Annotated in this window: 14 protein-coding genes; 3 read left to right on the top strand and 11 right to left on the bottom strand. The window is 67.7% G+C overall.

What is annotated here, in order from left to right:
- The first annotated feature begins 270 nt into the window (after window positions 1-270).
- Window positions 271-1,137, top strand: a complete 867-nt coding sequence (locus WME95_RS36750; protein WP_437903986.1) for a PIG-L deacetylase family protein — start codon at window positions 271-273, stop codon at window positions 1,135-1,137.
- Window positions 1,128-2,183: a glycosyltransferase family 4 protein gene (locus WME95_RS36745; protein ID WP_437903985.1), complete on the top strand. Its 1,056-nt coding sequence runs from the start codon at window positions 1,128-1,130 to the stop codon at window positions 2,181-2,183. The genes WME95_RS36750 and WME95_RS36745 overlap by 10 nt, the downstream gene beginning before the upstream one ends.
- 77 nt (window positions 2,184-2,260) lie before the next feature.
- Here WME95_RS36745 and WME95_RS36740 read toward each other — a convergent pair whose 3' ends face one another.
- The 10 genes from WME95_RS36740 to WME95_RS36695 all read right to left on the bottom strand — a co-directional run bounded on the left by WME95_RS36740 (window position 2,261) and on the right by WME95_RS36695 (window position 16,208).
- Window positions 2,261-2,731: a hypothetical protein gene (locus WME95_RS36740; RefSeq protein WP_437903984.1), complete on the bottom strand. Its 471-nt coding sequence runs from the start codon at window positions 2,729-2,731 to the stop codon at window positions 2,261-2,263.
- Between the two features lie 93 nt (window positions 2,732-2,824).
- Window positions 2,825-3,181: a DUF4150 domain-containing protein gene (locus tag WME95_RS36735; RefSeq protein ID WP_437911062.1), complete on the bottom strand. Its 357-nt coding sequence runs from the start codon at window positions 3,179-3,181 to the stop codon at window positions 2,825-2,827.
- 33 nt (window positions 3,182-3,214) lie between these two features.
- Complete coding sequence (locus WME95_RS36730) at window positions 3,215-3,865, bottom strand: DUF3540 domain-containing protein (protein WP_437903983.1); 651 nt, start codon at window positions 3,863-3,865, stop codon at window positions 3,215-3,217.
- Between the two features lie 7 nt (window positions 3,866-3,872).
- A complete protein-coding gene (locus WME95_RS36725) occupies window positions 3,873-4,964 on the bottom strand; it encodes a pentapeptide repeat-containing protein (RefSeq protein ID WP_437903982.1) in 1,092 nt (363 codons plus the stop codon).
- Between the two features lie 168 nt (window positions 4,965-5,132).
- A complete protein-coding gene (locus WME95_RS36720; protein ID WP_437903981.1) occupies window positions 5,133-8,246 on the bottom strand; it encodes a DUF2169 domain-containing protein in 3,114 nt (1,037 codons plus the stop codon).
- An 82-nt stretch (window positions 8,247-8,328) separates the two neighbouring features.
- Window positions 8,329-10,746: a type VI secretion system Vgr family protein gene (locus WME95_RS36715; protein ID WP_437903980.1), complete on the bottom strand. Its 2,418-nt coding sequence runs from the start codon at window positions 10,744-10,746 to the stop codon at window positions 8,329-8,331.
- Between the two features lie 649 nt (window positions 10,747-11,395).
- Window positions 11,396-13,813, bottom strand: coding sequence for a type VI secretion system Vgr family protein (locus tag WME95_RS36710; RefSeq protein ID WP_437903979.1), 2,418 nt, complete (start codon window positions 13,811-13,813; stop codon window positions 11,396-11,398).
- 249 nt (window positions 13,814-14,062) lie between these two features.
- Window positions 14,063-14,896, bottom strand: a complete 834-nt coding sequence (locus WME95_RS36705; RefSeq protein ID WP_437903978.1) for a hypothetical protein — start codon at window positions 14,894-14,896, stop codon at window positions 14,063-14,065.
- A gap of 1 nt (window position 14,897) precedes the next feature.
- Entirely contained in the window at window positions 14,898-15,365 is a 468-nt protein-coding gene (locus WME95_RS36700) for an ABA4-like family protein (RefSeq protein WP_437903977.1), read from the bottom strand.
- 75 nt (window positions 15,366-15,440) lie between these two features.
- Window positions 15,441-16,208 carry a TetR/AcrR family transcriptional regulator gene (locus WME95_RS36695; RefSeq protein WP_437903976.1) on the bottom strand — a complete coding sequence of 256 codons (768 nt, stop codon included), beginning with the start codon at window positions 16,206-16,208 and terminating at the stop codon, window positions 15,441-15,443.
- A 184-nt stretch (window positions 16,209-16,392) separates the two neighbouring features.
- Here WME95_RS36695 and WME95_RS36690 point away from each other — a divergent pair, with 184 nt between their 5' ends.
- The gene (locus WME95_RS36690) at window positions 16,393-17,034 is read left to right on the top strand and encodes a Uma2 family endonuclease (RefSeq protein ID WP_437903975.1); all 642 of its coding nucleotides are present in this window, start codon (window positions 16,393-16,395) and stop codon (window positions 17,032-17,034) included.
- A gap of 67 nt (window positions 17,035-17,101) precedes the next feature.
- On the opposite strand, the gene WME95_RS36685 is transcribed toward WME95_RS36690, so the two are convergent.
- Window positions 17,102-18,067, bottom strand: a complete 966-nt coding sequence (locus tag WME95_RS36685; RefSeq protein ID WP_437903974.1) for a hypothetical protein — start codon at window positions 18,065-18,067, stop codon at window positions 17,102-17,104.
- Window positions 18,068-18,167 lie beyond the last annotated feature (100 nt).

The following is an 18,167-nucleotide window of genomic DNA, read 5'->3' as shown; positions in this document are numbered from 1 at the left end:
CAAAGAGCGCAAAGAGGCGAGGGGCGGGTACGCGTCTGCCCGTCAGTCCGCGCTTTGCGCGCCGTCTGGCGCGCCGCGTCGCCGTTTGGTAGTGTGGGGATCGCTGCGTTTTGCGCCAGGACGACCTGGCCGCATGCGCTCCAGGTGGCTCATGTCCCACGTCGCGAGCACGCCGAAGCGAAAGAAGAGACCCGAGGAGCACCGCGGCATCCCGGGGAGGCGACCGGAGCCGCGGGCCGAGCTGCGCCGCGGGCGCGTGGAGGTGCCGTCGTGAACCTCGCCGTGCTCCGCCGTCAGGGCCCCTCCGCCCAGGAGCTCGCGTGGCCGCCGTTCTCGTGGCTCTCGTCGGGCCGGGCGCCGCGCTGTCTCGTCGTGCTCGCCCATCCGGACGACGAGACCATCGGGCTCGGCGCGCGGATCGGCCGGCTCAGCCCGATCGAGGTGGTCCACGTGACCGACGGGGCGCCGCGCGACGAGCGCTTCGTGCCCGCGGGCCTCGCCGGCATCGGGCGCGAGCGCTACGCCGCGCTCCGGCGCGAGGAGGTGACCCGCGCCATGTCGGCCGGCAACGTGCCCGCGGGGCGGCTCAGGTGCCTCGGCGCGGTCGACCAGGAGGCGATCGAGGAGGCGCCGAGCCTCGCCCGGCGGCTCGTCGAGCTGTTCGCCCGGACGCGGCCCGAGGTGGTGTTCACCCACCCCTACGAGGGCGGCCACCCCGATCACGACGCGGCGGCGCTCATCGTCCACGCGGCGGCGGTGCTCGCCCTCTGGAACGGCGTCACCGCGCCGCTGATCTTCGAGGCGGCGTCGTACCACGCCGCGCGCGGCCGCCTCCTCACCGGCGAGTTCATCGCGCACCCCGGCGTCCCCGAGATCGCGCTCCGGCTCTCGGACATCGAGGCGTCGCGGAAGCGCGCCATGCTGGCCTGCTTCGCCAGCCAGCGGGAGGTGCTCGCCCCGTTCGGCGCGGAGGTCGAGCGCTTCCGGCCGGCGCCCGCGTACGATTTCCGCAGGCAGCCGCACGATGGCCCGCTCCACTACGAGCGCCTCGGCTTCCCGATCGACGGCGCGCGCTGGCGGCGGCTCGCGGCGAAGACGCTCACGCTGCTCGGCCTCGAGCGCGAGCTGTGCCTCTGACGGTCCTGCTCGTCGGTTATCCGCTCGCGCCCGTGGGTCCGGACGCCGTCGGCGGCGCCGAGCAGGTCCTCTCGATGCTCGACGAGGCGCTCTCGCGCGGCGGCCACCGGTCGATCGTTGTCGCCCCGGAGGGCTCCGCGTGCGCGGGGACGCTGGTCGCCACGCCGGCGCCCCCGCCGGGCGCGGTCCTCGACGAGGCGGCCAGGGAGCGGGCCTGGAGCCACCACCGGAGCGCCGTCGCCCGGGCCCTGGACAGGTATCCGATCGACCTCGTCCACCTGCACGGCGTCGATTTCGATCGCTATCTGCCCGAGCCGGGCGTGCCGGTGCTCGCGACCCTCCATCTCCCGCCGAGCTTCTATTCGCCTGCGGTGTTCGGTCTCGAGCGGCCGAGGACGTTCCTCCACTGCGTCTCCGCCACGCAGCGGCGCGCCTGTCCGCCGGGGGCGCGGCTCCTGCCCGAGATCCCGAACGGCGTCCGGCTGGAGCACTACCGGCCGAGGCGGTACAAGCGCGGCTTCGCCCTTGCGCTGGGCCGGATCTGCCCGGAGAAGGGCTATCACGTCGCCGTGGAGGCCTCGGTCCGCGCCGGCGTGCCGCTGCTCCTCGCCGGCCAGGCGTTCGGGTACGAGGAGCACACGCGGTATCTCCAGGAGGTCCTGCTGCCGATGCTGCGCGGGCCCGGGCCTGTGCGGCGCCTCCTTGGCCCGGTGGGCCTCGCCCGGAAGCGCCGCCTGCTCGCGGCGGCGCGGTGCCTGCTCGTCCCCAGCCTCGTGCAGGAGACCAGCTCGCTCGTGGCCCTGGAGGCGCTGGCCTCGGGCACGCCGGTGATCGCGCTGCGCGGCGCCGGCGCGCTGCCGGAGATCGTCGAGCACGGCCGGACGGGGTTTCTCGTGGACGGCGTTGCGGAGATGGCCGACGCGATGGCGAGGGTCGACCGGCTCGACCCGGCGGCCTGCCGTCGCGCCGCCGAGGAGCGCTTCTCGGCGGCGGCGACGGCGGCGGCGTACCTCGAGACGTACCGCCGGATCCTGCGCGAAGGGTGAAGCGCCGGGTCGCCGTGCTGGGGGATGGAGGGCGACGCTCTCGGCCAGCGGCCGCGCCGCGGGATCGCAAAGGCCTCTCAGCGAGCGTTGCAGGCGAAGACGTGCTCGATGGCGTCCACGCACATCTGCTCCGCGACCTCTCGGGTGACCCGAGCCAGCACCCGGAACCGCGTGAGCTCGGTCAGGGTCTGGTAGACGTTGACCTCGGCGATGACCTCTCCGTCGCCCGCGGCCTCGGCGCTGTAGAAGAGGCGGATCAGGTTGTTCGCCTTCGCCGGCACGCCCCGGAGCAGGAGGTGAAACTCGATGCTGGGGGTCTTCTCGCCCACGTCCTGCTCGATCCGGTAAGCGTGGCCTGACGAGGCGAGCTCACGGCCGATGGCCTCGAACGTGGGAACGAAGATGTCGGCCAGGATCCGCCGGAATTCATCGATGAACACCTGGCGCCGATCCGGCGTGTTGGAGCCGTTCGTGCTCCGGGCCAGGCGATCGCCGTATTTCTTTTGAATGATCCCCAGGCGGATGCGGGTAGTTTCATCGATGGCCACGTGGGTGTCCCTCAGCGGTCAGAACAGGGCGGGATCTCGGGCGCTCTCGCGGGCGGCTCTCGCGGGCGGCTCTCGCGGATGACCGAGCGGCCGTCACTTGAGGATCAGGACCTTGGTCTGGCTCGGGACAATGGTCGTCGAGTTCGTGTTGATCTGGTTCCCGAGGCCGTTCGCGCTGAGCACCACCGCCGGTTTTCCCTGCCACAACGTGTTGCGAGAGAATCGGAGACGCCTCGCGGGGCCCATGTTGCGGCCGGAGATCACGCCGCCGAGGAGCCCAGGGTTGTCGCCGGAGGTGATCGGAATGGTGGTCGCCAGCGTATGGGCGGGAGCGGGCCCGATGCGCACTTTGTACGCGGGGGACGTCCCCATGGGCTTCGCCGCAAAGTTTGGAAATGGGACGGGGACCATCGTCGGAAGACGGCAGACGTCCGGGATGCCAAAGTCCATTCCGCCGCGCGATGTGATTGCAAACATGTTCGGTCACCCTACCTGGATCTGATCGGCGTCGATCTTCACGACGTGGCACGCGGTGATCTTGGCGTTCTCGCTGTGGATGACGAGGTTGCCCTTGGCCGCATAGTCGATGCGCTCGGCGCGCACATGGTCCGCCTCTTCCACGATGCGGTAGGAGCGCTTCACCCGCTGCGACAGCCGCTCGAGCGCCGAGTCGAGGCTCCGGCCGATCAGCTTGGCCCGGTCGACCTCCCCGCGGGCCATCTTGCTGAGGAGCGTGAACAGCTCCAGCGCGACGTGCCCCTCCTTGGCCTGGACACGGAAGGTCGACGCGGCCATCGAGAGGTCCTTGCCGGCGGCCACGTGGACACCGTCGGGCGCCGCGATGCCCAGCGAGCCGCGCCGCAGACGAATCTGGAGATCTCCTTCGGAGACGAGGTGTAAGGGCGCGCCTTCCTCCCGCTCCAGAACGGCGAGGATGTAATGCGTGCTGTTCACGGCCGTGAGGAGCACCATGTCGCCGGCGGCGGGCTCCAGCAGGCAGCTCGTCGCGCGCTTCGCGCGGACCTCGCCGCTCTCGGTCTCGACGATGTACGCGGAGCCATCGACGCGGAGCACCGCGCCGTGTTCGCCGTGGGCTTCCCGCTGGGTTTGTCTCGCTCTTGCTGCGCTCTGCATGGTTTCCTCATGAGTGAGGGGTGCGTTGACTGCCGGCAGGCCTCCCAAGGACGTTGGCCTGCCAGTCTTCTGCTTCCTTGAGCTCCTGGTCGTCTCCGTGCGCCAGCGCCTTGCCCGGCGGCCAGATCGTGCCCTTGTCCGTCACGCGGTGCAGCCGCGCGCGCGACAGCGTCGCGTCGGAAAAGTCGGCGAAGGACACGTCGGCGTGGGAGAAATCTGCATGGCTCAGGTCTGCCCGGCAGAAGCGGGCACCCGGGCAGCTCGCCCGGTGCCAGACGCTCATCTCGAGCCGCGCTCCCGAGAGGTTCGTGGCGCCCGCGCGCGCGTCGACGAAGAGCGCCTGGCTCAGGTCGGCCTGGGTGAGGCTCGCGTTCATCAGGGTCGCTTCGACGAAGTCGGCCAGCCGGGCGACGGCGCCGTCCAGTCGAGCCCCGGTCAAGTTGGCGCCCTTGAAGCCGCATTGCGTCAGCGTGGCCCCTGAAAAGTCGCAACCCTGCAGGTCGGCGCTGGTAAATTGCGTTCTGCTGAGGTCCATCCGCCGGAAGTCCCTGGGCCCCATCCGCACCTCGATCAGGATCGCTTCCACGAGGGTAGTCCCCGTGAGAATGGCCTGGGACAGGTCCTGACGGAACAAGACAGCCCTGGTCAGGTTGGCCTGAGAGAAGTCCGTGCCCTCGAGCGTGACGCCGAACAGGGTGCCGTCGGTCAGGTTGGCACGGACCAGTCGGGCGTTCTTGAGCTGGGCATGGTCGATGGTGGCCGACGAGAGGTCGGCTCCGGTCAGATCGGCCGATTCGAGGTCCACGGCCGAGACGCTCGCTCCAACCAGCGAGGCGTCGGTGAGCACCGCCCCCGCGAGCGTGCAGTCCATGGCCGTGCCAAGGTGAAAATCCAGCCCCTTCAGGTTGGCTCCCGCGAGGTCACAGCGGTGAAAGATCGCCTCGCGCACCTTGACGCCGGTGAGGTTGGCGTTGGTGAAGCGGACGTCTTCGAAGATCCCGCCGGAGAGGTCGAGCCCGGACAGGTCGAAGCCCGACAGATCCAGCTCCGAAATGACCTCTTCTTGTTCGATCAGCTTGCACAGCGCTTCCCTGTCCATGCTCCCTCTGGAACTCCTATCACGTTGAAACCCGGAGAATTTTCACAGGGAGGCGGGGAGGCGGGGAGGAAGAAAAATGAATTTTTTCTCTTGCCCTCTCTCTCCCCGCCTCCCCGCCTCCCTGTGAAATTCCTGCTTTTTCTCGTGGTTTCAAAACCGGTTGTCGCTCTAGGCCGGTATTACCCTGAGTCGCTTGAGGTTGGCGCCGGCAAAGCTCGTGTCGTCATCTCCAACCATTCGATCGGCGCACGCGCTGAACAGGTTGGCTTTCTCGAAGTTGGCCCCCTGGACGCACGCATGGTTCATGATGCTCTGCCTCAGGTCGGCGGCGTAGAGCGACGCCCTGGTGAGGTTGGCGCGGGTGAGCATGGCGTCGGCGAGGTTCGCGCGATCGAGGCTCGCCTCTGTCAGGTCGGCCTCGTTGAGCAGCGCGCCGCGCAGGTCGGCGTCGGAGAGGTCGCTGCCGGCGAGGCTCGTCCCCATCAGGTTCGCGCCGGCGAGCGTCGCGCCGGAGAAGTCCGCGCCGGCGAAGGACGAGCCCATCACGCTCGTGAGGTCCTTTGCCATCACGTTCCGGAAGACGGCGCGGTCGCCTTGCGCGGCGATGAACGTGGCGGAGCTCAGGTCGACGCCGGTGAAATCGACCTCGGTCACATTCACCTCGTTGAAGGTGCACCCCGTGAGCCGCGCGCCCACGAGGCGCGCTCCCGTGAGGTCCACCTGCTGGAACATCGCCTCTTCCGCGACGACGTTCTCCAGGTTGGTGTCGCAGAAATTGGCCTCGGAGAGGTCGGCGCGCGAGAGATTGGCGCCGGACAGATCCGCTCCCCAGAGGTCCGCCTTGACGAGCACGGCCTCGCCGAAATCGACGCCTCCCGTGGCCTTCACGTCCCGCAGGCACGCCGAGCCAAAATTGGCTCCGTTGAGCCTGGCCTCCGAGAGATCCGCGGCCTCCAGGTTGGCTCGCGCCAGGACGGCTCCTGTGAGCTTCGCCTTTCGCAGGATGCTCCCGGTGAGAAAGGCCGACTCGAGCATGGCGCCCTCGAGGTCGATCCCCTCGAGGTCGAGGTGAGAGAGGTCGGCGCCCGTGAGGTCGCACCCCGCGAAGCTCCGCCCCTCCTTGTGCCCGGCCTCCACGTCGCGGCGAAGTCGCAGGGATTCTTCGCTGTCGAGGGGCGCGGAGGCCGCCAGGAGGTGCGCGAGCCGCGGCCCGTCTTCGCCCAGCTCGGCGAAAGACGAAGCCCTGTCGTCCAGATCCTCCGCAGACGCGAAGCCCTCATCGTCCGCGGCTTCACCGCCCCAGGCCTCGTCCTCTGGCAGCGCGTGGGCAGCCTCGGGCGCCTCGTCGTGGAGGTGGAATGTGTCGTCGAGGTCCTCGTCAGCGGCGGCCTGGGTCTCGTCCTCGAAGGCTTGCCAATCCAGCGACGACACCAGCTCTTCGGTCTTCTCCGGCGTGAAGCCCTCGCTGGTCAGCGACTGCCGCATGCGCTCGCGGACCTCCGACATCCTGATCTCGCTCGGGCCCTCGGCGGCGTTCTGACGCGCCCTCGCCAACAGGGCACCGACGTCGACCCCGTGCGCCGTCAGCCCGCTGCCGAGCCTGCCCTCGACCAGGCGGACCACGGCCTCTTCGGATGCTTCCGGGTCATCGAGGGACGCGAGGTCGTCGGAGGGCTCTTCCTGGGCGAGGTGCGCCTCTGGATCGATGCCGTGGTCTCGCAGCTGCTTCTTGCCCCATTCCGTGAGCGCTTCCTGCGCGCGAAGCGCTTCGGCCTCCTCGGGGTCGTCTTCCAGGGGGGGCGTCGTCGCCGAGGCTGCAAACGCGAGCGCCTCCGGGTCCGCCTCGTGGTCCACCCCTGTGTCCGCCTGGGACCACGCGGGGCTCTCCTCTTCCTCCGTCTCCGTGCCCTCCGGGAAGTCCGTGGCTAGCTCCGCCTCGTCCTCGTCGGCCGTGGCGACGAGGTACTCGGAGTCGGTCCCCATTTCGGCGAGCTCGGCCTCGGTCGCCTCGACGTCCTGGTCCCCCTCGAGCTCGGCCTCGGCCGCCTCGACGTCGGGGTCCTCCGCTGCTCTCGCTCCGTGGACACCGGCGGTGACGACACCGGCGCCGGCCGCGACTGCAGCCGCGCGCTTGACGGATCGAGCCGGAGTGCCTCCCAGAAACCCCTCTCTCCTGAGCTTCGACGCGAGCCCGGAGAGCGTGTCATCGGGCAGCGGCGGCGCCTCCGGATCCTCGGGCTCGGGCATGAGCGTGTCGTCCTGGTCATCCGGGAGATCGTTGCTCAGAGGGCCAAGCCGGGGGATCAGGTAATCGTGGTAATAGGCGACGGGCCTGGGAGCACCCATGGCTTCGCAGGCGACCAGCACCGCCACCACGTCGTCTGCGTCGTCCTCGGAGATCTCGATGCCGCCGCGGAAGAGGACGACCCCTCGCTCGCGGTGCGGGAACAGACGCACTGTGTCGAGCTTCATCGCGGGCTCGTGGATCTCCACACCGTCGCTCGTCTTGAGGACGACGAAGCATCGACTTGCAACCCCGGGGAGGGCGCCTTCGATCCGAGGCTTGTCGGGGTGCATGTTCTCGACCACGAAGGTCTCGTCGCCCCGGAAAACCCCGTCGATCTGCTGGTCTTCCGGGGCCATGTTGAACAGCGTCGGGTCCAGATCCCGCGCAAAACCAGGGAAACACTCGTCGCGCCACGTTGCGTCGTAGGTGCCGATCTTGGAGAACCGCTGGGGCCACGTCAGGTCGTAGCCGTCGAGGCCGGCGGGCATCGGGCAGTCGCTGCGCGCGTGGATGAGGTGCTTGGGCGACTCGATGTTGGGGAGCGCCGCGTTTTTGTCGCCGTGGCCTTTGCCCAGCGGGTTCTTGGCGAAATCCTTCCCGCCAAAGGCGTTTCGCCAGGTGACGGGCATCTCGGTGAAGGGCGCCGGATCCGACATGCCGAGCATCCCCCACGTCCGGTCGCCGATGACGTAGAGGCTCTTGTTGATGGGTCCGAGCTGGACGCGGACCGAGCTCGCGGGGCGGGCGATGCGCCCCGGCGGATAGCAGCGGCCCGTGACGAGGAGCTCACCCCGGGTCTTGGGGTTGAACTCGTCGAGCAGGCCGTCCTCGCCGAGCTCCTCCATGGCCATCTTCCAGACCGTGGGCTCATAGAGCAGCCGGGCCGGCCGGTCGTAAGAGAAGCCGACGAAGGTGGTGACCACGAGGTGCGGGGTGCGCTGGTGCATGAAGACCCTGGGCACCAACCCGAGGCGCATGGGCTTGACGATTTTCATCCGACGGACTCCAGGGTGGCGGGCTCGATGGGTCGTTCGGCTCGGCGCTCAGCGCGAGCCTGCTCCGCGAGCAGCAGGTGAATTACTGGATGAGGTGCAGCTGCCCCCTGTGGAAGCCGAGCTGGTATTGAATGCGATACAGCTCGACGCTGTGCTTGAGCCCCTTCGCGTTGACCTCGGCGAACGTCACTTTCTTTATCTCTTTGGGGGCATATTTGTATGCCAGCCCGTTGATCCTCTCGGTCTTGGTCCCCTTGATGATCTCGATGCGCGACCCGATGGTGGTTTTGTAGAGCCCGGTGATGGTGCTTTCGGCGGGGCCATTCACAGTGCTTTGCTTCGGCCCGTGAAGCGTGTGTTTGATTGGGCCAAAGACCTCGGCGGTGGTACCACCCCTGATCGTCTTCTTGACTCCCCCCGCGTGAACCGTCGTCGATCGCCCTGCGTAAAAGTTGCCGGTGGCATGACCGCGGATGTCGGCACGTCGCGTGCCGTTGATATCGACCTCGCTGGTGCCGTTGACCGTCGTCTGGCTCGACACGTGGATCGTCGTCTCTCGCCCGTTGAAGAAAGTGCTCTTGTCGCGGCCCTGGATATTGGTGCTACGCCTCCCGAAGACGCGCAAGCTGCTGTTGCCCCTGATGGTCGCGACGCGATCGCCCACGAGCATGAACGTGTCGTCGCCCCCGATCTTCGTGCTCCGATTCCTCGTGATGGTGGTCTTTCGGTTGCCGCGGAGGATCGTCTTCTCATTGCCGAGGATGGTCGTGTGGCGATAGCCCAGGATCACGTTCTGTGAGTATCCAGCGATGAAGCTCCCGGCGTATCCCCCGACGGCGCTCAGGCTGAAGCCCCCGATCACGCTCTCGGAGATGCCCACGGTGATGGCCGTTCGGTTGCCAGTCACGATGTTCTCGGAGCTGCCTCCGATCCACACATAAGCGTGGCCTTGCGACTTGACCTCGTACGACGCGCCGCCGTTGGGCGCCCCCATCCGGAGGTAGGTGTTGTCATAAGGCGTCGACAGCGTGACCCGCTCCTGCCCGGCCTGGTCTTCGAGCTCGAGCCGGTTCCGCCCGCCCGTCTGGATCACGTTCCGCGTGTTGTTCCCCGACGTGACCGGGCTCGGCGTGAGCGCGTTGGGCGCGACGCCGACGATGGCCGGCCGGTCGGGATCGCCCCCCTCGAAGGCGCACATGACCTCGACGCCGGCGCGCAGCGGGAAGTGGAAGCCCTCGATGCCGCCGCCATGGGGCTGGAGCATCCGGACCCAGGTCGACGCCTTCCCACCGCTCAGGTCGCTCTCGTCGAAGAGGAACTTGATCCGGTAGCGGCCATGGCTGTCGATCTGCGCGTACTCGCTGACCGCCGCGCCCTCGACGAGCGCGATCTCGGTGCCGTAGATGCGCGGCCACTCGGTGACCTGCGGCGCGCGGAACTGCGTCGTCGTGGGGATGGCCTTGGCCTCCATGCGGTAGTTCTCGGTCCACGTCGTGAAGTCGCGGAGCTCGGGCATGTCCGGGGCCTGGTTGGACCAGTGCTCGACCTCGATGGCCAGGTACTTCGTGTTGAACGCGGCCCGCGGGTGGTCCTCGATCTCGAAGGTGAACCCAGGGACCACCGTCGCTGCCTTGCCCATCGCCTGGTACACGACGCCGGTCGCGGCGAGGCTCTCGGCCTTGATCCGCGCCAGCCGCGCCCCGTCGCCCGACGAGAAGAACCGCGCGCCGTACACGCTGACCTCGCCGACGCCCTTGGGGCTGACCGACGCCTGCCCGGTGACCGGCACGGCCGGCGTGGCGTAGTTGTAGTCCTTGAGGCGGACCGTGCCGGGCATGGCTTCATGCCGGCAGGTGAAGGCGTGGAAGGTGTCCTTCGCGGTGTTGGCGCCGCCCGGCTGCGGGAAATAACGAATGGGCTTGCCGCCGTGGGGCTGATGGGCCGACTTGTTATCGACCAGCACCAGCGTCTCGCCGCCCTCCCCGTGCTCGAAGTAATAATAGATGCCTTCGCGCTCCATCCACCGGGTGATGAAGGCGTAGTCGGTCTCGCGGTACTGACAGATATGCTCTTCGGCGGCGTAGGAGCCCTGGAGCTGGAGGGCGGAGTCCGTGACGCCGCCCTTTTGAAGGACGGCTTGAATGATCTCCGGGATGGCCTGCACCGTGAAGACACGGCTGTGAAACGACATGGCGAGCAAGGCGAGGCGCGGGACCATGGTGGCCCGGAAGACGGACCGGCCGACGAATTCGTTGATGAGCTCGATGCTGCCGAGGACGCCGCTTCGAAGGAAGGGCTCCCCGCCGTCGCTCCGCTCCAGGGAGATGCTCACCGGCTGCCCCACCGCCGCGGCCATATCAAAGCTCTGGCCGGCGTCGTTCGTCATCACCAGGTAGAGCTCGAAGCGATAGGGCTTCGAAATGCCCTCGATGCCATGAAAAGCTACGAGCTTGGTGGAAGAGGGCAGGGCGCTTGATTGGACGACGAAATTGTCGGGCATGGCGAGCCTCACGGGTGTGAAACGGCGGCAAGCAAAGACGCGCTGACGAGTGTAGACGGAATTTGTGTCGATTGTGTGGCGAGTTACCTGCTTGTCGTTGTCTTTCGATGGCGTTGGGGTGACGGACGCGTTGCACCTGATGTCATCCGCTGGACGACTTCCTGTTTGCGCCGATCATTCCTCGCCGTCGGTCGGCGGTGCTTTGCGCCTGCTCGCCCCCGGGAGCGCCGGACCGCCCGCTCTACGTTCGAATGAGCGGTCGCCCTGCGAGCGTCGTCAGCGAAGAGCGCCAGCGCGACGGCGTCGTAGCCGACGCGGAACGGGATGAGCCACCGCGCTGCCCGCTGTGTGCGCGACACCGACCCCGGCGCCTGCGCCGACAGGTAGTGCCCGAGCAGCGGGGTGGTTTGCACCGTGTGCATTTTTCCAGGCCGACGGCTCATAGAGCAGGCGGGCCGGTCGGTCATAGGAGAAGCTGACGCAGGTGGTGACCAGGAGGTGCGGACTGCGCTGGTTCATGAAGACCCTCGGCACCACCCCGAGGCGCATGGGCTTGACGATTTTCATCCGGCGGACTCCAGGGTGGCGGGCTCGATGGGTCGTTCGACTCGGCGCTCAGCGCGAGCCTGCTCCACAAGCAGCAGGTGAATTACTGGATGAGGTGCAGCTGCCCCTTGTGGAAGCCGAGCTGGTATTGAATGCGACACAGCTCGGCCCTGTACTGGAGACCCTTCGCCTGGATCTCCGCCCGCGTCACCTTCTTTACCTCGTTAGGGGCATATTTGTATGCCAGCCCGTTGATCCTCTCCGTCTTGGTTCCCCTGATGATCTCGACTCGCGTCCCAATCGTGGTTTTGTAGAGTCCGTTGATGGTGCTTTCGGCAGTGCCATTGACAGTGCTTTGCTTCGGCCCGTGAAGCGTGAATTTGACTGGGCCAAAGACCTCGGCGGTGTTACCACCCCTGACCGTTTTCCTGCTTCCCCCCGCGTGAACGGTGGTCGTTCGCCCTGCGTAAAAGTTGCTGGTGGCGTGACCGCGGATGTCCGCACGTCGCGTGCCGTTGATATCGACCTCGCTGGTGCCGTTGACCGTCGTCTGGCTCGACGTGTAGATCGTCGTCTCTCGCCCGTTGAAGAACGTGCTCTTGTCCCGGCCTTGGATACTGGTGTTGCGCCTCCCAAGGACGCGCAAGTCACTGTTGCCCACGATGTGAGCGCTGCGATCGCCCACGAGCGTGAAGTCGTCGTCGCCCCCGATCTTCGTGCTCCGATTCCTCGTGATGGTGGTCTTTCGGTTGCCGTGGAGGGTCGTCGTCTCATTGCCGCGGATGGTCGTGCGGCGATAGCCGAGGATCACGTTCTGTGAGAATCCGGCGATGAAGTTTCCGGAGTATCCCCCGGTGACACTCAAACGGAAGAGCCCCACCACGTTCTCGGAGGCACCTAGGGTAATCGTCGTTCTGTTAACACCCACCATGCTCTCGGAGGAGCCTGCGACCCACGTGAACGCGTGACCGTCTGTCTTCGACTCCCACGACCAGCCGCCGTTGGGCGCCCCCATCCGGAGGTAGGTGTTGTCATAAGGCGTCGACAGCGTGACCCGCTCTTGCCCGGCCTGGTCTTCGAGCTCGAGCCGGTTCCGCCCGCCCGTCTGGATCACGTTCCGCGTGTTGTTCCCGGACGTGACCGGGCTCGGCGTGAGCGCGTTGGGCGCGACGCCGACGATGGCCGGCCGGTCGGGATCGCCCCCCTCGAAGGCGCACATGACCTCGACGCCGGCGCGCAGCGGGAAGTGGAAGCCCTCGATGCCGCCGCCATGGGGCTGGAGCATCCGGACCCAGGTCGACGCCTTCCCCCCGCTCAGGTCGCTCTCGTCGAAGTGGAACTTGATCCGGTAGCGACCATGGCTGTCGATCTGCGCGTACTCGCTGGCCGCCGCGCCGTCGACGATCGCGATCTCGGTGCCGTAGATGCGCGGCCACTCGGTGACCTGCGGCGCGCGGAACTGCGTCGTCACGGGGATGGCCTTGGCCTCCATGCGATAGTTCCCGCTCCAGGGCGCAAGCTCGCGAAGCTCGGGCATGTCCGGGGCCTGGTTGGACCAGTGCTCGACCTCGGTGGCCAGATACTTCGTGTTGAACGCGGCCCGAGGATGGTCCTCGAGCTCGAAGGTAAACCCAGGAATCAGCGTCGTCGCATTGCCCATCACCTCGTAGACAACGCCGGCCGCAGAGAGGCTCTCGGCCTTGATCCGCGCCAGCCGCTCCCCTGCGCCCGACGAGAAGAACCGCGCGCCGTACAGGCTGACCTCACCAAAGCCATTGGGGCTAACCGACGCCTGCCCGGAGATCGGAACGGCCGGCGTGGCGTAGTTGTAGTCCTTGAGGCGGACTGTGCTGGGTATGGCGTCATGCTGGCAGGTGAAGGCGTAGACGGTGTCTTTCGCGGTGTTGGCACCGCCAGGTTGCGGGTAATAGCGAGCGGGCTTGTCGCCAAAGGGCTGATGGGCCGACCTGTCATCGACCAGCACCAGCGTCTCGCCGCTCTCCCCATGCTCGAAGTAATAATAGATGCCTTCGCGCTCCATCCACCGGGCGACGAAGGCATAGTCGCTCTCGCGGTACTGGCAGACATGCTCCTCAACGGCGTAGGAGCCCTGGAGCTGGAGGGCGCAGTCCGTGACGCCGCCCTTCTGAAGGACGGCTTGCATGATCTCCGGGATGGCCTTCGTGGTGAAGACACGGCTGTGAAACGACATGGCAAGCAATGCGAGGCGCGGGACCATGGTGGCCCGGAAGACGCACCGACCGGCGAAGTCGTTGATGAGCTTGATGCTGCCCAGGACGCCACTTCGAAGAAAGGGCTCGCCGCCGTCGCTCCGCTCCAGGGAGATGGTCACCGGCTGGCCCACGGCCGCGGCCAGATCAAAGCTATGGCCGACATCGTTCGTCATCACCAGGTAGAGATCGAAGCGATAGAGCTTCGAGATCCCCTCGGTGCCATGAAAAGCCACGAGCTTGGTGGAAGAGGGCAGGGCGCTTGATTGGACGACAAACATCTCGGACATGGAGCTCCTCACGGGTGAGAAACGACGGCAGGCGCAGACGGACTGAGGACTATATACGAAATTTGTGGGAATGCTGTAGCGCTGCGCCAGGTTGTTGCTGTCTTATGATGGCGGTGAAGTGGCGGGTTTGTTACAAGTAACGCCATCCGCTCGACGACTTCCAGCTCACGCCCATCGTCACGCGCCGCCGGTCGGCGGCCGGCGCCGGCTCGCCTCCGGGACAACGGGGCCGCCGTTCTCCTCGGCGCGCTAGATTCGAATGAGCGGTCGCCCTGCGAGCGCCGTCACGAAGAGCGCCAGCGCGACGGCGCCGTAGGCGACGCCGAACGCGATCACCCATCCCACGGCCCGCCGTGTGCGCGGCCCCGACCCCGACGCCCGCGTCGACAGCCAGTACCCGACCAGCGGGACGGCTTGCAGCGCGTGCATCCCGAAGAAGTGGGCTATGCGCAGGTCGCCTCCTCGCGTGCTCCAGTTGACGGCGGGGAGCCCGGGCCCGCCGTCCGCGACGCCGACGCTGTGCGCGTTGTGCGCCGACATGAAGCCGCCCTCCGCGCAGGCCAGCAGGAACAGGACGAGACCCAGCCGGATGCCCCAGAGATACGGGGCCGGCAGCGGGGGTCGCGTCGCCCAGAACCTGTACGCGAGGTACGCCGCGAGCGCCGTGTTCACAAGGATGGCGATGCCCATGAGCGCGAACACCGCCCCGTCGAACAGCGTCGATTGATTGAAGTGCGACGCCACGCCCCGCGCCGCCTGCGCGGTGATCGCGATCATCTCGAAGCTCACCATCGCCACCGTGCCCCAGACGACGGCCTTGCGGCCTCTCGGCGGGAGCGCGATATCGCCGACGAGCCAGTTGATCGTCAGGAGGTAAATGGCGATCGAGGCGGCGAACTTCGCCGGCTTGATCCACGGGTTCACCCCCATCACGAGGCGCGCGTCGAGCGGGGCGACGGCGAGCAGCACGACGAGCAGCGCGACGTGGGCGGCCGCCGCCATGAACAGGACGGGGCTGCGCCGGAGGAGCTCCTCGATCGAGCGAGGCAGCGACAGCGAGGGGCTCAGCGAGCGGGCGCTCATGTCAGGCCTCCCCGGCGCGGCGCGGCGCCGCGGTCGTGACGACGGCGCGCGGCGATCGAGCGGCGATCGCGCGGACGGCGAGGTAGAGCGAGAACCCCATCGGCCCGAGCATCAGCGTCAGATAGAGCACCGGGGCCATCAGCCACGGCGAGATGTCGCGATCGCGGCTGTCGAGGTACACCCACCGGCCCACGAAGAGATCGAAGGCGAGGAAGTGAACCCAGGCGATCGTGGCGCCCGCGGGCGAGCCGAGCAGCGGGGCGACCGTGGCGAGGCTCGGCTGGTTGACGATCGGGAACACCTCGCGGATGACCGGGAGGACGAGCGCCGCGTAGAGCAGCGCGGGCGCGACGACCACGAGCGGCGACTCCATGATCCGCCGCGTCCACCGAGAGCGGGGCAGAAAAATCATCAGGAACCAGAACGGCATCACGAGGAGCCCGCTCAGTCCAAAGACCCTATCCATCATACCCTCCACCGGCTGCTGGTTATAACGATGAAACTATTCGTAACAGTGTTAACTTTGCGGGAAAAAAGAGAGCGATCAGGGGCGCAGGCCTCGGACCATCATCTTCATGGCGATCTCCAGGGTCCGGTCGACGTCGTCGGCCGTGAAGCGGCCGCGATCGGCCAGGCCGAGGGCGGTGATCCCGTGGACCAGGGCCCAGACCACCTGGCTGTGGCGCTCCACGTCGCCGCGCTGCATCGCGCCGGCGTCCATCGCGGACGCGACCGCGTCTTGCAGCACGTTGAACGAATCGATCATCGGCTGTTGCCGCGCTTTCCGCTGGTCGAAGACGAAGTCGAAGCGCTGCATGAACATCAGCCGGTAGTGCACCGGGTTGTCCATGCCGAAGCGCACGTACGCGGCGCCGAGCGCCACGAGCCGCTCGATCGGGTCCGCCGTGCTCTCGGCGGCCGCGACGAGCGCCCGCTGGAACTCGCTGAAGCCCTCGTGGACGATGGCGAACAGGAGATCGTCCTTGTCCTCGTAATAGCGGTAGATCGTCGTCGCCGAGTAGCCGATGCGCTCGGCCACCTGGCGCATCGAGAACGCCTCGTAGCCCTGCTCCAGAAACAGCTCGCCCGCCGCCGCCAGGATCGCGCCCCGCAGGTTCTCCTTCTGCTGCTCACGGCGCTGCTGGCTCGACGCCTGCAGGCGCTCCGCCTGGGTCGTGCCGCTGGTCTTCGTGGTCTTCGGGCGCGCGCTCGCCATGTCCGTGTCGCCTGGCCTCCGGGCGGCGCAGCCGCCGCCCCCGTCGTCGTTCGTAACAGTGTTACTTTTGATAACGGTAGCATCGTCTGCCGTCAAGGATCTCTTCTCGAGCGCGTTGCGGCGGTCTCCCGGGCCTCTCGGGCCTGCCGTCACCCCCTGCCAGCCCTCACGCCTTGCGCCTCGCAGACGCGCGGATGCTTGCGCGCGCGCGCCTGGTCGGAGCAAGCGGCGGGCCGCCCTCGCGGTACACCCCTTGCGGCAGGCGTGATAGGCTCTGTTCATGGTCCAGGCTGCGGCTCGTTCACCCGCACCCGCGTCAGGCCGGCGGATGTCGCTCGTCGAGTGGGCGGCCCTGCCCGAGGATGAGCCGGGCGAGCTCGTGGACGGGTTGCTCGTGGAGGAAGAGGTGTCCGGCTACGTTCACGAGGTCGTGGTCGGCTGGTTGATCCACATGCTCCGCGCCTGGATCACCCCTCGCGGCGGGCTGGTGGGCGGCTCGGACGCGAAATTCGCGGTGAAGCCGCAGCGGGGCCGGAAGCCCGACGTGACCGTCTTTTTCCCCGGGAACCGGAGGCCACCGGCGCAGGGGCTCGTGCGTATCCCGCCCGATATCGCCGTCGAGGTCGTCTCTCCCACGCCGAGCGACGGGCGCCGCGATCGTGTCGAGAAGCTCCGCGAATATGCCGCCTTCGGGGTGCGCTGGTACTGGATCGTCGATCCGCAGCTCCGGAGCATCGAGGTCCTCGAGCTCGGGGCGGATGGGCGCTACGCGCACGCGCTCGACGCGACCGATGGGAGCATCGATGTGCCTGGATGCGAAGGGCTCCGGCTGGATCTCGATGCGCTATGGGGGGAAGTCGAGCTGCTCGGCGCCGAGGAGGGCGGAGCGTCGGAGGAAGACCAGGAGAGCTCGCCGCGGTAGCCTGCCGGCGGCGCCTCACGGCGCCGCCCTTCGTCAGCGCTTCGTCAGCGCGCCTCGCCCGGTGCGGTCAGTTGATGGGCACGAACTCCACACACGCCTCTTCGATCGCCGCGAGGGCGTTCGTGAGGCCGTCCTCGAGGTGCCCTTCGCACAGATCCCAGAAGAACCCACGGCCGTCGGCGGCGAACAGGCTCACGAGCTCCTGCATGTCCCGGGCCGCTTCCGCGTCCCCATAAGCGCCCTCGCACTGCCGCCTCCCGGCGATGCCGAGGAACACCACGTTCTTCGCGTCGCCCTTCGCGGCGACCAGCCGATCGTGGATCTGCTGCGGCGTCTGGCGCGGGACGGGCTGCTCGTCCTCGTCGCTGATCGTCACCACCACGAGCAGGGCGTCGTCGCGGAGGAACCCCGCGTTCTCGGCGGTCGAGAACGGCGGCTCCAGCGCGGCAGCGACGGAGGACGCGGGCTGCTCGTCGTCGCTGTCACCTGAGCACTCGACGTCGTCCCCGTAGAGATCTGCAGCGCACTGGAACTCGCTCGTGAGGGCGGTGCTCGTGCTCTCCATCCACGCCTTGCCGCTCTGGAACGAGCACTCGCCCCCGGCGCCGCGCGTGTGGAAGGTGGCGGGGAGGGGGCAGGCGTCCATCACGGCCGCGCGGAAGTCGCGGATGCTATCGATATCGAGCAACGCCTGCGCGAACGCCGGGAACACGACGTCGCGCATCGTCGCCTTCTCCTCATCCATGCTCGAGGAGTTGTCGAGCGCGAACACGACATCGACGTGCTCGCACCCCGAGGAGCCCGCGCCGTTGCCTCCTCCCCCGGTGGTCCCGCTGCCCTCGCCGATCCCGGAGCCGACCCCCTCGCCGAAGGAACCCCCCTGGCCGCTGGAACCACTCCCCTGTCCGCTGCCCGCGCCCGAGCCCGAGCCGCCCGGCGAACCGTTGGTACCACTCGTTCCCGAGTCCCCGCCGCAGCCCACGAGACCCACCGTCGCCGCGCAGAGCGCCGCGCACCATGCCCTGAGATCCATGCCGCTCTCCTTCGCTCTAAGTTAAGGGCACAGTGCCCCTGCCGTTCGCCGCACGGCCCTGTGCGACAATCGGGCGTCAGAGAGCTGATGGTATCATGGG

The organism is Sorangium sp. So ce327 (assembly GCF_051530205.1).
GTDB lineage: Bacteria > Myxococcota_A > Polyangia > Polyangiales > Polyangiaceae > Sorangium > Sorangium cellulosum_B.
Note: the sequence above shows the minus strand (reverse complement) of the source record. Positions and strands in the feature narration are given on the sequence as shown.

Coding starts and splice junctions, on each gene's coding strand:
- WME95_RS36705 (WP_437903978.1), bottom strand. CDS start 14,896: ATGAGCGCCCGCTCGCTGAGCCCCTCGCTGTCGCTGCCTCGCTCGATC.
- WME95_RS36700 (WP_437903977.1), bottom strand. CDS start 15,365: ATGATGGATAGGGTCTTTGGACTGAGCGGGCTCCTCGTGATGCCGTTC.
- WME95_RS36690 (WP_437903975.1), top strand. CDS start 16,393: ATGGTCCAGGCTGCGGCTCGTTCACCCGCACCCGCGTCAGGCCGGCGG.
- WME95_RS36710 (WP_437903979.1), bottom strand. CDS start 13,813: ATGTCCGAGATGTTTGTCGTCCAATCAAGCGCCCTGCCCTCTTCCACC.
- WME95_RS36730 (WP_437903983.1), bottom strand. CDS start 3,865: ATGCAGAGCGCAGCAAGAGCGAGACAAACCCAGCGGGAAGCCCACGGC.
- WME95_RS36735 (WP_437911062.1), bottom strand. CDS start 3,181: ATGGACTTTGGCATCCCGGACGTCTGCCGTCTTCCGACGATGGTCCCC.
- WME95_RS36685 (WP_437903974.1), bottom strand. CDS start 18,067: ATGGATCTCAGGGCATGGTGCGCGGCGCTCTGCGCGGCGACGGTGGGT.
- WME95_RS36715 (WP_437903980.1), bottom strand. CDS start 10,746: ATGCCCGACAATTTCGTCGTCCAATCAAGCGCCCTGCCCTCTTCCACC.
- WME95_RS36720 (WP_437903981.1), bottom strand. CDS start 8,246: ATGAAAATCGTCAAGCCCATGCGCCTCGGGTTGGTGCCCAGGGTCTTC.
- WME95_RS36725 (WP_437903982.1), bottom strand. CDS start 4,964: ATGGACAGGGAAGCGCTGTGCAAGCTGATCGAACAAGAAGAGGTCATT.